11 protein-coding genes and 1 other RNA gene are annotated in these 13488 nt (G+C 65.2%); 4 read left to right on the top strand and 8 right to left on the bottom strand.

Annotated features, from left to right (window positions below):
• Positions 1-1256 (bottom strand): HD-GYP domain-containing protein (locus PHX69_RS10485; RefSeq protein ID WP_288043651.1); only part of this gene is annotated, 1256 nt, incomplete at its 3' end.
• A gap of 79 nt (positions 1257-1335) precedes the next feature.
• Here PHX69_RS10485 and rnpB point away from each other — a divergent pair.
• An RNA gene (gene rnpB / locus PHX69_RS10480) (RNase P RNA component class A) lies at positions 1336-1769 on the top strand.
• A 63-nt stretch (positions 1770-1832) separates the two neighbouring features.
• Here rnpB and PHX69_RS10475 read toward each other — a convergent pair.
• Together PHX69_RS10475 and PHX69_RS10470 are read right to left on the bottom strand one after the other, a co-directional pair.
• Positions 1833-2621 carry an rRNA pseudouridine synthase gene (locus PHX69_RS10475; protein ID WP_119013031.1) on the bottom strand — a complete coding sequence of 263 codons (789 nt, stop codon included), beginning with the start codon at positions 2619-2621 and terminating at the stop codon, positions 1833-1835.
• A gap of 130 nt (positions 2622-2751) precedes the next feature.
• On the bottom strand, positions 2752-4434 hold the full coding sequence (locus tag PHX69_RS10470) for an MBL fold metallo-hydrolase (RefSeq protein WP_288043650.1): 1683 nt from the start codon (positions 4432-4434) through the stop codon (positions 2752-2754).
• Positions 4435-4548: 114 nt separating this feature from the next.
• Between PHX69_RS10470 and PHX69_RS10465 the strand changes: the two genes are divergently transcribed.
• The 3 genes from PHX69_RS10465 (at position 4549) to PHX69_RS10455 (ending at position 7388) form a co-directional block, all read left to right on the top strand.
• The gene (locus PHX69_RS10465; protein ID WP_288043649.1) at positions 4549-5631 is read left to right on the top strand and encodes an RNA-guided endonuclease InsQ/TnpB family protein; all 1083 of its coding nucleotides are present in this window, start codon (positions 4549-4551) and stop codon (positions 5629-5631) included.
• A gap of 159 nt (positions 5632-5790) precedes the next feature.
• Positions 5791-6669 (top strand): diaminopimelate epimerase, encoded by an 879-nt coding sequence (dapF, locus tag PHX69_RS10460; protein WP_288043648.1) that lies wholly within the window; start codon positions 5791-5793, stop codon positions 6667-6669.
• Positions 6666-7388 carry a DUF484 family protein gene (locus tag PHX69_RS10455; RefSeq protein WP_119013035.1) on the top strand — a complete coding sequence of 241 codons (723 nt, stop codon included), beginning with the start codon at positions 6666-6668 and terminating at the stop codon, positions 7386-7388. The genes dapF and PHX69_RS10455 overlap by 4 nt, the downstream gene beginning before the upstream one ends.
• A gap of 18 nt (positions 7389-7406) precedes the next feature.
• Here PHX69_RS10455 and PHX69_RS10450 read toward each other — a convergent pair whose 3' ends face one another.
• The 5 genes from PHX69_RS10450 to PHX69_RS10430 all read right to left on the bottom strand — a co-directional run.
• Positions 7407-9188 carry a sensor histidine kinase gene (locus PHX69_RS10450; protein ID WP_288043647.1) on the bottom strand — a complete coding sequence of 594 codons (1782 nt, stop codon included), beginning with the start codon at positions 9186-9188 and terminating at the stop codon, positions 7407-7409.
• On the bottom strand, positions 9185-11674 hold the full coding sequence (locus PHX69_RS10445; RefSeq protein WP_288043645.1) for a sensor histidine kinase: 2490 nt from the start codon (positions 11672-11674) through the stop codon (positions 9185-9187). The genes PHX69_RS10450 and PHX69_RS10445 overlap by 4 nt, the downstream gene beginning before the upstream one ends.
• Before the next feature lie 14 nt (positions 11675-11688).
• Positions 11689-12495: an ABC transporter substrate-binding protein gene (locus PHX69_RS10440; protein WP_288043644.1), complete on the bottom strand. Its 807-nt coding sequence runs from the start codon at positions 12493-12495 to the stop codon at positions 11689-11691.
• Positions 12492-13253 carry an HD-GYP domain-containing protein gene (locus PHX69_RS10435; RefSeq protein WP_288043643.1) on the bottom strand — a complete coding sequence of 254 codons (762 nt, stop codon included), beginning with the start codon at positions 13251-13253 and terminating at the stop codon, positions 12492-12494. The genes PHX69_RS10440 and PHX69_RS10435 overlap by 4 nt, the downstream gene beginning before the upstream one ends.
• Positions 13250-13488: response regulator transcription factor (locus PHX69_RS10430; RefSeq protein WP_288043642.1), on the bottom strand; the 239-nt coding region annotated here is incomplete at its 5' end. The genes PHX69_RS10435 and PHX69_RS10430, both read right to left, overlap by 4 nt.

The raw sequence follows: 13488 nt of genomic DNA, 5'->3' as shown, positions 1-13488 counted from the left end.
ACCAGAATATCGAAGTGCCGCTGCACCATGTCGGTCATCAGCGTGCGGGTGGCGGCCTCGTCCAGCCCTTGCAATTGGCGGTGCAGGTCGGGCGCCAGCCGGGTGAAGGTGTCGAGCACGGCGGGGTCGAAGTGGCTGCCCCGGCCTTCTTGAAGGATGGCCATCACCTTGTCAAACGGCAGCGGCTCTTTGTACGGGCGGCGCGAACTGAGCGCGTCAAACACATCGGCCACGGCAAAAATGCGCGCCGACAACGGGATGGCCTCGCCCGCCAGACCGCGCGGGTAGCCGCTGCCATCCCATTTTTCGTGGTGGCTGCCGACCACATCGCGGGCGCCATCGAGCCAGCCTGCGCCCGTCACGATGTCCTCGCCCAGCGCCACATGGGTGCGCATGGTGGCCATTTCGGCATCGTCCAGGCGCCCGGGCTTGAGCAGGATGGCGTCGGGAATGCCGATCTTGCCCGCGTCGTGCAAAAAGCTGCCCGCAATCAGCGACTGCATGGCCGCGCCCTGCAAGCCCAGTGCGGCGGCGGTGCTGGCGGCCAGCCAGGCCACGCGGTAGTTGTGCGCGCCGGTGTCGGAGTCGCGCTTGGCAATGGCCCGGCCCAGCGCCTCCATCATGGCAATGTGCGATTCGAGCACCAGCTGCGCCTTGTGCTCGTTCTCTTTGACCAGATGCACCACCACCGGGTAAATCACGCCGCCGCACACCAGCGAGGCCAGGCACACCATCAGGCTGACGATGAAGGCGTCCGACAAAATCTGCTGGTGCTGCCACTGCGGAATGGTGCGCACGCCCTCGAAGTAGCCGGTGATGGGGCCAGAGGGCGCCTCGCGCAGCGGCACAAACACGCGCAGTGCCCATTCGCCCCCGGGCAGCGGCAGGCTCTCGTAAGACGACTGCACATAGCGCGGCGTGCCGTGCTTGGGCAGCCGCTGCTCCAGCGCATGGCCTGCGGGCGTGACCGATTCGGCCAGCTTGCGGCCATCGGCACCGTAGATTTCGGCAATATCAAACAGGCCGCCCGTGAGCAGCTGCGCCGCCTGCTGCGCCTGGGCTGCGGCCTGGGGGCCATCCAGCCGCACGCTGCCTTGCCCGGCCAGTACGCGGCGCGATTCTTCCTGGGCAAAGGCCACCACCTCCTGCTCGGCGTTCTCGCGCGAGACCAGCCAGGCCAGCGGACTGGCGCAGGCGGCCATCACCAGCGTGACGGCGGCGATGCGCCCTGCGGTTTTGCGTTGAAAAGTTTGCATCCATGCTTCCTTGGGAGAAGCCGCCACTATGCCCGCTGGCGATGAATGCTTTCTGAGGCAATGCAATAATGCGCCCCGTGAAGCGCGCCAGACCGCCGCTGGTGCAATCTGGGAAACCAGGCACTGGAGGAACGTCCGGACTGCACAGGACAGCGTAGCAGCTAACGGCTGCCCACCGTGAGGTGAGGATCAGAGCAACAGAGACGAGTTTGGGAGCGGAGCAACCCTTGGGTGTTCTGTGGGTCGCCGGCGTAAGCCGGTGCCGAATGGCGCAAGCCAGTCGGTTCCCGGCGCAAGCCGGGAAAGCCCACAGTCACCTTGGGCGCTCCGCGCCCAAGGTGAAACGGGCAATCTCTACGCGCAGCAATACCAAGTAGGCCAACGTTGATGTGGTTCTGCAGAGTTGGCGGGTAGGTAGCACCGAGCCGTGGTGGCGACACCCGGCCCAGAGTAATGGCGGTCACGCCCGGGCAACCGGGTGCACAGAATCCGGCTTATCGGCGCGCTTCACACTTTTGCGCCCAATCAGGCGCTAACGCCCGCCATATAAGCGCGAGCAGCTATCATTTTTGATAGTCAGAACTTTTCCCAATCCTGCAAATAGCGCCATTGCCCCTCGGGCACTTTGGCCAGCGGCACGCGGCCTATGCGGATGCGCTTGATGGCCATCACGCGCAGGCCCACGGCCTCGCACATGGCTGGAATTTGGCCGGGGCGTATGCCTTGCAGCGCAAAGCGCAGGCGCGTTTCGTTTTGCCAGCTCACTTTGATGGGGGGCAGTGGTCGGCCATTGAAGCTCAATCCGTGGCACAGGCGCTTGAGGCCCCCTTCGGCAATCTGGCCAGCCACTTCGACGATGCACTCCTGCTCCAGCGATTCGATGTCTTCTTGCAGTTTGCGCGCGATGCGCTTGTCCTGCGTGTAGACCACCAGCCCGCTGGCGGGTGTGGGCAGCGGCGTAAAGCATTCGAGCCCCTTGAAGTGGCGCAGCAGCACGCGCGTGCTGGCGGCGTCTTCGGCCATGTGCGATGGCGCGCCCAGCAGCGACAGCGCCGGGCGTGCGCCCTGGCTGCGGCTGGCGTGGGCAGCGTGGGCGGCCTCCATGCCCAGCCCGGCCTCAAAGCCGGGCGGCTTGTGCAGCAGCAGCGTGACCGGCGCCAGGCCCAACAGGCTGGCTTCCGGCGAGACGGTGATGGCCTGCTGCGGCGCCACGCGCGCGCCGGGCAGCTCGATGACTTGGCCATCGACGCTGACCCAGCCGCCTTCGATGTACTGCTCGGCGGTGCTGCGCGAGCAGGCCAGCAGCTCGGCCACGCGCTTGGCCAGGCGCACCGCGTTGTCGGGGGAGGTAGAAAAGTTCTTCATATATCAGTGGTTCATTGCGCTATGCGCCCCGGCGGCCCAGGCCAGCGGTCGCCGTGCAAGGGCCGCCCCGCCGCACGAGCGACCGTCCCCTGGGGGATGGCGTGAAGCGGCGCGGGGGAAAGCCATTTTTTCAGTTATTGCCCGGGCCTTGCGCGCGGATGCGCTCGACGTGGGCGATCAGCGAGCGCTGGGCCAGCGGCCACATGCGCTCGGGCACATCGGTGTAGGCGTGGGCCACCCAGTCTTGCAGCGTGCCGTCGGGCAGCGCCTGCATGGCGGCGATGACCTTGGCCTCGCGCGCCAGCCGGTGCGCTTTGAGCTGGGCGATGGCGCTGCGTGCCTGGCCCAGCACGTAGCCGTGCGCGGGCAGGATGAAGTCTGCGCCGTGCTGCGCGCACAGCGCGTCCAGCGTGTCCAGTGCATCGAGGTAGTCGGCCATGTTGCCGTCGGGTGGGTTGATGACGGTGGTGCTGCCGTTCAGGATGTGGTCGCCGGAAAACAGCAGGCCGTCTTCCAGCAGCAGCAGGCACAGGTGGTTGGCGGCGTGGCCGGGGGTGTGGATGGCCTGCAAGGTATGGGTGATTTCGCCCTCTGGCCCTTTGCCAGTGAGCGCGAGCAGCTCATGATTTTGTAGCGCGCGGTCGGGCGTGAAGTGGCTGTCGGCCCGCGCGGTGGGGGCCGAGGGCAGGCCCAGAATCGGCGGCTTGGCACGGCCCGCCTGCACGCACAGCTGTTGCAGCGGCGCGGCGCCCGGCGAGTGGTCGGGGTGCGAGTGGGTGCAGACGATCATGCGGATGTCGCCGCCCGCAGCGCGCCAGAGTTTGTCCAGGTGCTCGGCGTCGGCGGGGCCGGGGTCGATGGCGATATAGCCGGTGGCGGGTTCGCCCACCAAATAGCTGTTGGTGCCGGGGCCGGTCATCACGCCGGGGTTGGGGGCGGTGAGGCGCTGCACGTTTTTCAAGAGCGGCACGGCGCGCTCGCTTTGCCACTCCAGCGGGTGAGCGATCTGGCCGTCGGGGCAGACCAGGGCCAGCTCGCCAAAGGGGGCCTCGTCTTCCATGTGGCGCGATTCTTTGCCGTGCAGCAGGCCCGCGCGCGGGCAGCTCACCCACAGGGGCTGCTCGTTGGCCACGGCGGCCAGCACGGCATCGGCGCTGGCAAATTTGGCCAGCCGCTCCAGCGTGCGGATGGTGGGGTAAATCATGAAGAAGCTGCCTGCGGCGTGGCGCTCCAGCGCGTCCTGCGGGTGTACCCAGACGGGTTCGAACTGCTCTTGCTCGTCGGCCACGGGGGTTTGGCCCTCGGGCATGTGCGCCACCAGAAAGGGCACGTCAAAGCGCTTGGGCAGGTCGCGGTCGGCCGTCCAGTGCGCCAGCAGGTACACGCTGTCGGCGGCCAGCGTCAGGCCGCGCGCCTGGCATTGGGCGGCAAAGGGCTGGTGGCGGTCGATGGCGGCGATGTCGGCGGCGCCCGCCATGCGGCCATCGGGGTGGCGCGCCAGCAAGATGCCCAGTTCTTCAAAGCTCTCGCGGATGGCGGCCATGGCCTGCGTCAGGTGCAAGTCGCTTTGTGTGGGGCGGCGTGCGGCAGCGGCGTGCGTGGCGGGGTCGGCATCCAGGGCATCAATGCCGCCGCCCGGAAAGACGTAGGCGCCGGGGGCAAAGCTGGCTTTGTCCGAGCGGCGCGTCATCAGCACTTGCAGGCGGGGGGTGCCGTCGGGGCCGGGTGCGTCGCGCAGCAGCAGCACGGTGGCGGCAGAGAGGGTGCGCGCGGGTTCGCGGCGCGGGTGCAGTTGTTGGGTGGTGCGGGGCATTGGGCCATTTTGACCCGAAATGAGCGGCAAGCCTCGGGGTTCAGCCCGAGGTTGGAGCGATCAGGCCGATACGGCCTGTGGTTTTTCGCATGGCACATGCCTATGATCTTTACTGTGAGCACCACCACCAAAACCTTGCAACTGCGCCTCAAAGACAAGCACGCTCGCGTGCTGCGCCAGATGGCGCGCGAGGTCAATCAGGTGTGGAACCACATCAACGCCATCTCGGCCAAAGCGGCACGGCCTTTTCACGGCAAACCCCGGTTTCTGTCGGGCTACGACCTGCAAAAGTTCACGGCGGGGTTCAGCCAATGTGAGGGCGTGAGCGTGGGCAGCGGCACCGTGCAGGTGGTTTGCACCGAGTACGCCACGCGGCGCAAGCAGTTCAAGAAGACCCGGCTGAACTGGCGCGTCAGCAATCCCAAGTCCAGCAAATACTCGCTGGGCTGGATTCCGTTCAAGGGTGGCCATGCCCAATACAAGGCTGGGCAAATCCACTTTGCCGGGAAAAAATTCAGCCTCTGGGATAGCTACGGACTTTCCAAATACGAGCTGCGTGCCGGCTCCTTCAGCGAAGACAGCCGGGGGCGCTGGTATTTCAACGTGGCGGTAGAGGTGCAGCGCAAGCCATCGCCCGGCACAGCCGCTGTGGGCATCGACCTGGGCCTGAAGGAATGCGCCACCGCATCCACGGGCGACAAGATCGAAGGCCGTTGGTATCGCAGCCATGAGCAGGCGCTGGGCATTGCGCAGCGGGCCAACAAGAAAAAGCGCGCCCGCGCCATCCACGCCAAGATCAAAAACCAGCGCAAAGACGCACTGCACCAGTTCAGCAGCAAGCTGGTGCAAGAAAACGCCGCCATCTTCGTGGGCGACGTGGCCAGCAGCAAGCTGGTCAAAACCAAAATGGCCAAGAGCACGCTGGATGCGGGCTGGGCCATGCTCAAGACGATGTTGGAATACAAGAGCCATCAGGCCGGTGTCGTCTTTGAAGTAGTCAATGAGAGCTACACCACCCAGACTTGTTCGTGCTGCGGGGCCATCCCTGCCAGCAGTCCGAAAGGTAGAGCAGGCCTTGGAATAAGAGAATGGGTTTGCAGCGATTGCGGCGCGGCACACGACCGTGATGTCAACGCAGCTAAAAACATTCTCGCGGCGGGACATCGCCGTCTTGCAGAAGGAGTCCCCGTCCTTTAGGGCGGGGAGGATGTCAAATTCTCCCCAGCCACCGGGCAGGCGATGCCTGCGGTGCCTGGGGCAGGCGTTGGGCCTGGGCCAGTCGCTGCTGCGGGTTCGTGCGCTACGGGCCGGTGGCCAGGCCAGCGGCGGCATGGTTCAGCAACGATAATTCCCGCCATGCAGATTCGCTTTACCAAAATGCAGGGCGCGGGCAACGACTTTGTGGTGCTCGATGAAACCCAGGGCCGCCTGGGCCTGACGCCCGCGCACTACCGCTTTCTGGCCGACCGCCACTTTGGCGTCGGCGCCGACCAAATTCTGAGTGTGCGGCCATCGCCCGCGCCGGGCATTGATTTTGAGTACGCCATCCACAACGCCGATGGCGGCGAGGTGGAGCAGTGCGGCAACGGCGCCCGCTGCTTTGCCCGCTTTGTGCGCGACAAGGGCTTGAGCCGCAAAGACACCATCCGCGTGCAAACGCTCTCGGGTGTGATTGCGCCGCAGCTCACGCCCGATGGCCGCGTCACCGTGGACATGGGCCTGCCCGTGTTCGACCCAGCCCGCGTGCCCTTTGACACCGAGGGCTTGCAGCCCGTGGCCCAGGGTTTGGGGCAAAAATGGCCTCTGGCCCTTGCAGGGCAAGCGCAAGCAGCTACTGTTTTGATAGTGCCGGTGTCCATGGGCAACCCGCACGCCGTGCAGTTGGTGGAGGACGTGGACACCGCCCCCGTGCTGCAAACCGGCCCATTGATTGAAAACCACGCCCGCTTCGTGCAGCGCGTGAATGCCGGATTCATGCAAATCGTGAACCGCCAGCAGGTGCGCCTGCGCGTGTACGAGCGTGGCGCGGGCGAGACGCTGGCCTGCGGCACGGGCGCCTGCGCCGCTGCTGTGGCGGGCATACGGCTGGGCCTGCTGGACGCGCACGTCGATGTGGACACCCGGGGTGGCCGCCTGAGCATTGGCTGGGCTGGCGGCCCTGCCGACCCGGTTTTCCTGACCGGCCCTGCCACCACCGTTTTTGAAGGCCAGATCACGCTGCCTGACACCCCATGAGCCCACATTCCCCACTCCCCCAGATCGCCCCCATCACCGAAGAAGACATCGTGGAGTACCTGGCGCAGACGCCGGGTTTTTTTGAGCGCCATGCCGAGCTGCTCACCAGCGTGCAAATGGTCAGCCCCCACGGCCACCGTGCCGTCAGCCTGCAAGAGCGCCAGGCCGAGATGCTGCGCGACAAGATCAAGGGCCTGGAGCAGCGCGTCATGGACATGGTGCGCAACGCCCACGAGAACGCCGCCATCGCAGAAAAAGTCCACCAGTGGGGCTGCGACCTGCAACGCATCAAGGTGCCCACCGATTTGCCCGATGCCGTGGTGCGCGGTATTCGCACGCTGTTTGATGTGCCGCAGGCGGCTGTGCGCGTCTGGAGCGTGGCGCCCGCCTATGCCAATGCCCCCGTCACCTGGGGCGCCAGCGACGATGTGCGCGCTTTTGCCACCTCGCTGACCATGCCGTTTTGCGGCCCCAACCTGGGTTTTGAGCCTGTGGGCTGGCTGCGCGGCGCCGCCTCCTCGGACGGCAGCGAGAGCAACGAGGTGCACTCGCTGGCCCTGTTGCCGCTGCGCGATGGCCCCATGGACCGCGCCACCCCGGCCTTTGGCATGCTGGTGCTGGCATCGCACGACCCGCACCGCTTTGAAGCCACCATGGGCACCGACTTTCTCACCCTCATCGCTGAAATGGCCAGCGCGGCGCTGGCACGCCTGCGCTGATCGGGCCTCTGCGCGCCTTCAGTGCGCTGCCGTTGTCTGGCCTGGGGGCAGCTCCAGCAGCGCAGCGGGCGGCTGCACCGGCAGGCACAGGGTGAACACCGAGCCCTCGCCCACGTGCGACTGCATGGTCAGCGTGCCGCCCAGCAACTCGGCCAGCGCCCGCGACAGCGACAGCCCCAGCCCCGTACCGCCGTGCTCGTAGCTGATGCGGGCGTGGCCTTGGCTGAACTTTTCAAAAATGCGCTCGTACTGCTCTGGCGGAATGCCCGGGCCGGTGTCTTTGACATGGAACAGCACATGGTCGCTCTGCGCACTGGGCTCCACGCGCAGCTCCACGCTGCCCGTTGCCGTGAACTTGATGGCGTTGGAGAGCAGGTTGTGCAGGATTTGCTTGAGCTTGAGCCGGTCGGTGACCAGTGTGTGCGGCGTTTGGGCGGCGATGTGCGCCTGCAGCTCCAGGGATTTGGCCACAGCGCTCACGCGAAAAAACTCTGCTACTTCATGCACCAGGCGGTGCAGCTCCACGGCATCGGAGTGCGCGGGCATGGCGCCCGCCTCTATCTTGGCCAGGTCCAGGATTTCGGTGAGCAAGGCGCTGAGGTGCTGTGCGCCCTGGCGGATCAGGCCCGCTTGCTCGCGCACCAGCGGGTCTTGGCTGCGCAGCTCCATCAGTTCGGAAAACCCCCGGATGCTGGTCAGCGGTGTGCGCAACTCGTGCGACATGGCGGCCAGGAACTCGCTCTTGGCCTGGTTGGCGCGGCGGGCGTTGGCCTCGCTTTGCACCAGGGCCGCGTGGCTGCGGGCCAGCCGGCGCACGCTGCCCAGAAACAGGGTGACAAAGGCCACCACCGACAGGCTCAGCAGTATCAGCAGCCCCAGCACGATGTTGCGCGTGGTGCGCCAGGGCGCAAAGGCCTGCGCCTCGGAGGTGCCGCTGAGCACCACCAGCGGGTACTTGCCCACCTGGCTGAAGCCGACGATGCGTGCCACGTTGTCGGAGGACTGCGATTGGATGGCGCCATCGCGCTGTGAATGCAGGGCCTGGGCCAGAGTCGGGTCGATGTGCATTCCGATATCGGTGCTGGTGCCGCCCATCACGCGCACGCGGATCACGCCGTCCAACCCCGTCAGCGCTGCGGCGCCATCGCTGCCCAGTTGCACGCCGCTGTATACATCGGCGAAATGGCTTTGGTTGAGTGACACCACCACCACGCCCAGCGTGCTGCCATCTTGCGCAATGAGCTTGCGTGAGAGCTGGATGGTGCGGATTCCCGACACCTTGCCCAGCAGCGTTTTGCTGATGAACAGGCCGTTGTACAGCATGCCCGGTGGCGGCGCCGCTGCGTCTGCTGGCAGCAGGTGAACCCGGATGTGGTCGCGGTCCATCAGGTTCACATTTTTGCTGCGCGAGCCGTCGGGGTCGAGGTTGCTGCCCTGAAAGCGCCCATCGGGGCCCACAAAGGACAACTGCGTCAGGATGTGGGGCACCATGCCGGTTTCGTTGGCGATGCTGATCAGCGCCTCGCCGTTGAGCTTGCCTTCTTCGATGCTGGCCTGTACCCGCCACATGGCCTGATCGACGGTATCGAGCACCCGCAGCGTGTGCTCTTTCAGGGCCACGGCGGTGTTGGTGTTCTGGCGCATTTCGGCGCTGAGGGTTTCCTGCCACTGCCAGCGCAGCATGGTGGCCATGGTGGCCCATGCGCCCAGCAGCACGACGGCACTGAACACGCAGGCCACCACAGAGTAGGTGAGTGCTGGGTGATTGCGCCAGCGTGCGGGGTGGAGGTAGCTGGTCATGACAAGGCTGCCGGCATGGTGTCTGTGTAACCCGCAGTGGGCAAGACGATGTGGAAAACGGTGCCGCCACCAGGCGCGTTGGTGGCATGGATATGCCCGCCGTGCGCCGTGATGATTTTGCGGCAGATAGCCAGGCCCAGGCCGGTACCGCCCGAGCCGTCGCGCGTCTGGCTGGACTGCACAAAGGCCTGAAAAATGGCCTCCAGTTCTGCCGGGGGGATGCCAGGGCCTTGGTCGCGCACCTGGATGTGGATACTGTCCTCGCCAGAGACGCCTGCGGTGATCTCGATGGCGCGGTCCTCGGGGGAAAACTTCACCGCATTGGCCAGCACGTTGCGCACCACCTGCTGGAACCGCGATGGATCGACCTTGACCACCAGCGGGATACGGCCCAATTGCAGTTCCAGGCGCAGGCGCTTGCGCTCCAGCAGCAGCTCCAGCTCGGCGGCCACGTCTTCGATGAGTTCGCGCACGTCGTTGCGCTCGAAGTGGAAAGCGCCCACGGTGCTTTCGATTTTGGCGATGTCCAGCAGGTCATTGACCAGTACCAGCATGCGCTGGCCCGCATCGTGGATGTCGCTGAACATGGCGGCGAGTTTTTCATGCTGGCGGCCCCGCACCACACCCAGCTCGGAAAAGCCCAATATCGATTGCAGCGGCGTGCGCAGCTCGTGGCTGATGTTGGCCACAAATTCCGATTTCGAGCGCGATGCTTCTTCTGCCAGGTCGCGTGCAGCCAGAAATTCGGTGATGTCCATCTTGACGATCAAGATGCCCACGGGCTGGTTCTGGTGGGACGTGACCAGCACCTTGGTGACTTGCACGTCGCGGTAGCTCCCATCGGGGCGGCGCAGGCGCTCCTCATAGCGTATCTGGCCCCCTTCGCGCAGCAGTTGCTCGTTATAGGCGTTGTAGGCGTGGGCCTCTTGTGGTGGCAGCAGATCATTGTTGCTCAGGCCCAGAACGCTGTGGCGTGGCAGCCCCATGAAGTTTTCCCAGGCCGGGTTGACGGAGAGAAAGCGCCCCTGCAAATCGGTCATGCAGATGGGGAGCGGGTTGCATTCAAGCACCAGGTTGGTAAAGGCCAATTGCTCTTGCAGGTTGTCCTGCGCTGCCAGCAGGGCGGTCACATCCACGGCACTGCCAGCAAAACCGCGCAACTGCCCCGACCGGTCGTGCAGCGGCACCACCGAGATGTCGAGGGCGCGTGTCTCGCCATTGAGGCCCGTGAGGCGAACCTGGGCCAGGCGCACGCCAGCGGGCTCAGTGGCGTCGAACAGTGCATCAATGCGCTCGCGGGACTCGGCATGCACCATGTCTCGCAGGCGTTTGCCCCGGGCCATTTCCGTGGGTTGGTTGGCGATGGCATGCCAGCGTGCATTGACAAAGCGGATCACGCCGTGGGCGTCGGTGCGGAAGATTAGCGTCTGTACGCTTTTGAACAACACCGAAAGCTCCTGCTCGCGCCGGATGATTTCGCGCTGGGCTTCATCGCGTTCGCGCTGGGCGGTTTCACGGGCGCGGGCGCTGCGCCAGGAGATCAGGGTCATGAACCCGATCAAGATCGTGGCCACGGCCATGAACAGCAGCGGCCCGCGCAGCGATGCCAGCCATTGCTGCCTGGTGGCCTGGTAGGGCTGTTCGACGATGGTCAGCAGCGGCTGGGTGCTGGAGGCGCGCCAGGCGCCCAGGTTGCGTGACTGGAACGACTGGACGGGCCCATAGGTGCCCTTGCGTGCCTGCTGCATGTCCTGGAACATCGGGTGTGTACGCAGGCTGCTGCCCAGCCTCAGGGTGTCGTTGCCCACTTGTGTCAGCAAGGTGCCGTTGTCCAGCACCAGCAGCACCTGCGTGCCCGCAGTGCCAGCGTCCGTCAACTGCATTTGGTAGCTGGCCAGGGTGTCGGGATTGATCTGGGCTACGAGGAAAAGGGGGGTTGGCAGCGGAATCCGGCGCACCATGGGTATGAAGCCCAGGTTGGCAGGCATGGCCCCGGCGCGCGCATGGTCGGTCAGGGTGCGGCCCTTGACCCAAGGGCCTATGGCCACCCGCTCATCGGTGACGGGGGCCAGCGTCAGGCGTTGCAGATCCACCTTGCCGCCCCGGTCAGAGGCCGTGCTGGAAGTCAGTACCAGCCCCTGGGCGTTGACGATAGCGATGCTGCGCAGAAACGGCAGGCTTTGGAGCCGGTAGGACAGTTGTGCTTGCAGCTGTTCGGGGGTGCTGTTCTCTTGCACCAGGCTTTTGGCCAGGCTGTCCAGGGCCAGCCTGGCGTTGTCGAAGGTGTGGCTGGCATGTGCCTCCATCGCGCTGACCAGCAGCTCCAGATGCCGTTGATCCCGTGCTTTGGTGCGGCCAAACTCCAGCCACATCAGGCCTGCTGTGCCGACCAGCACCGCCAGAATGAGCAGCAAGCCGGTGGCCAGCACTTTGCGGCTGGGCTGGCCCAGAAAAGCGGGCTGGGCGGTAGAAAAAAAGCGTTTCATGGCAAAGGGCTGCATCAGGGCAGAAGAATGCTCTCAAGGCCATGGCGGCGGGCAGCGCTGTCCAGGCGACCATCCTGCCGGATGCGGGCGATGAAACTGCTCAGCGTGGCGCGCCATTGGGCATCCCCGGGTTTGCTGGCGTGGGCGTAGGGCAGCAGATGGATGGGGGTTGGCGGGGGCAAAAGGGTGGCCCATTCTGTGTTGTCGACGAGGGCGCGGCCATAGGGGTAGTCGGTCATGAAGACATCCACACGGCCTGCGACGAGTTCGCGTTCGCGCGTCTGCGGCAGTTGGATGGACACCAGGCCGGCATAGCGCAGGCGCTGGCGCATCACGGGCTCCATGAAGGTGCCCGCCTGTACACCGACCAGTACGCCGGGCTGGTCGATATCGCTCCACTGGCGCACCGTGCGGCTGGTGCGCGTGGTGACCGCATGGATGTCGCTTTGCAGGTAGGGCGTGGAAAACTGGAGCTGCTCCATGCGCTTGGGCAGCATGGCGATGCCAAACATGGCTACGTCACAGCGGTTGGTGTGCAGGTCCTGAACCAGGGTGGGGAACGATGAATCGACAAATTCGAGCTTCACGTTCAGATCGGCAGCCAGTGCCGTGGCCAGGTCAATGTCCAGGCCGCTGACTTGACCAGAGCGCGGGTCGCGAAACGAGATGCGCTGGTAGTCGGGCCAGATACAGACCTTGAGGGCCCCCCGGGCCTGTACCCGCTCCAGCACTTCGCCTGCTGCAGCTCCCGTGCAGCCCAAGGCGCTGGCCAGGCACAGCAGCCACACGGCCCAGAATCGATCCCCTTGGCGCCTGCTCATAAAACCTCCTGCCCGCCCAGTTCCAGATCAGCAAACGTCGTGCGCTGGGCGGTGACGCGCTCGCGCAGTGCCAGCAGGTCGGTACTGTGCTGCATGAAGCAATCCACGACGGCCGGGTCGAATGCCTTGCCGCTCTCGGCTTGCAACATCGCGAGGGCTTCTTCTTGACTGAAAGCAGGGCGGTAGACGCGGTCCATCGTCAAAGCGTCGTAGAAATCTGCAACTGCCACGATACGCCCCGACAGCGGGATGGCCTGGCCTGCCAGCTGGTGGGGGTAGCCTTGGCCGTCCCAGCGTTCATGGTGCGTCAGCGCAATCTCGGTGGCCATCCTGAACAGCGCGATCCGGGATTTGCCCAAAATGTCCGCGCCAATGGCCGGGTGCTGGTTCATGATCAGCCGCTCTTCTGGCGTCAAGGGGCCGGGTTTCTTGAGGACGCTGTCAGGGATGCCAATCTTGCCGATATCGTGCATGGGCGCCGCCTTGCGCAACAAGCGGGCGTACGCCTTGGGTTGACCCAGAAAGGATGCCAGCGCCTCTGCCAGAAAACCAATGCGCACGATGTGTACGCCTGTGTCGTCATCCTTGTATTCCGCCGCCATGGCCAGCAGAAACAAAGCCTCGTGGTGTGCCCGCGCCACCTCTTGCAAGGCCTCGTTGCGCTCGTGGTACATGCGGCCCAGGTCGGAGATGATTTTCTCCATCTGGTCGGCTGCAGCCGGGTCAAATTGGGTGGCCTCTGGGGCGGTCAGGTTCATGCTGCCTCGGAGGGGGTGGTGCCCAGGTTGTCAATGGTCTCGATCAACTTGAGGGGGCTGAAGGGTTTGAGCAGATAGGCATCGGCCCCCGCATTCATGCCCGCTTCAATGTCCTGGCTTTGTCCGCGTGCCGTGAGCAGTATCACCTGCGGCATGCCCAGGGAGGGGTCGCTTTTGACGAGGCGGCACAAGTCCAGGCCGTCCAGCTGGCCCGGCATCATGATGTCCAGCAGCA

Origin of the sequence: Simplicispira sp., from assembly GCF_028687295.1 — a bacterium.
Lineage (GTDB): Bacteria > Pseudomonadota > Gammaproteobacteria > Burkholderiales > Burkholderiaceae_C > Simplicispira > Simplicispira metamorpha.
Note: the sequence above shows the minus strand (reverse complement) of the source record. Positions and strands in the feature narration are given on the sequence as shown.

Excerpts from the sequence above, each read along its gene's own strand:
- PHX69_RS10475 (WP_119013031.1), bottom strand. The coding sequence starts at position 2,621 with ATGAAGAACTTTTCTACCTCCCCCGACAACGCGGTGCGCCTGGCCAAG.
- PHX69_RS10470 (WP_288043650.1), bottom strand. The coding sequence starts at position 4,434 with ATGCCCCGCACCACCCAACAACTGCACCCGCGCCGCGAACCCGCGCGC.
- dapF (WP_288043648.1), top strand. The coding sequence starts at position 5,791 with ATGCAGATTCGCTTTACCAAAATGCAGGGCGCGGGCAACGACTTTGTG.
- PHX69_RS10455 (WP_119013035.1), top strand. The coding sequence starts at position 6,666 with ATGAGCCCACATTCCCCACTCCCCCAGATCGCCCCCATCACCGAAGAA.
- PHX69_RS10450 (WP_288043647.1), bottom strand. The coding sequence starts at position 9,188 with ATGACCAGCTACCTCCACCCCGCACGCTGGCGCAATCACCCAGCACTC.
- PHX69_RS10445 (WP_288043645.1), bottom strand. The coding sequence starts at position 11,674 with ATGAAACGCTTTTTTTCTACCGCCCAGCCCGCTTTTCTGGGCCAGCCC.
- PHX69_RS10440 (WP_288043644.1), bottom strand. The coding sequence starts at position 12,495 with ATGAGCAGGCGCCAAGGGGATCGATTCTGGGCCGTGTGGCTGCTGTGC.
- PHX69_RS10435 (WP_288043643.1), bottom strand. The coding sequence starts at position 13,253 with ATGAACCTGACCGCCCCAGAGGCCACCCAATTTGACCCGGCTGCAGCC.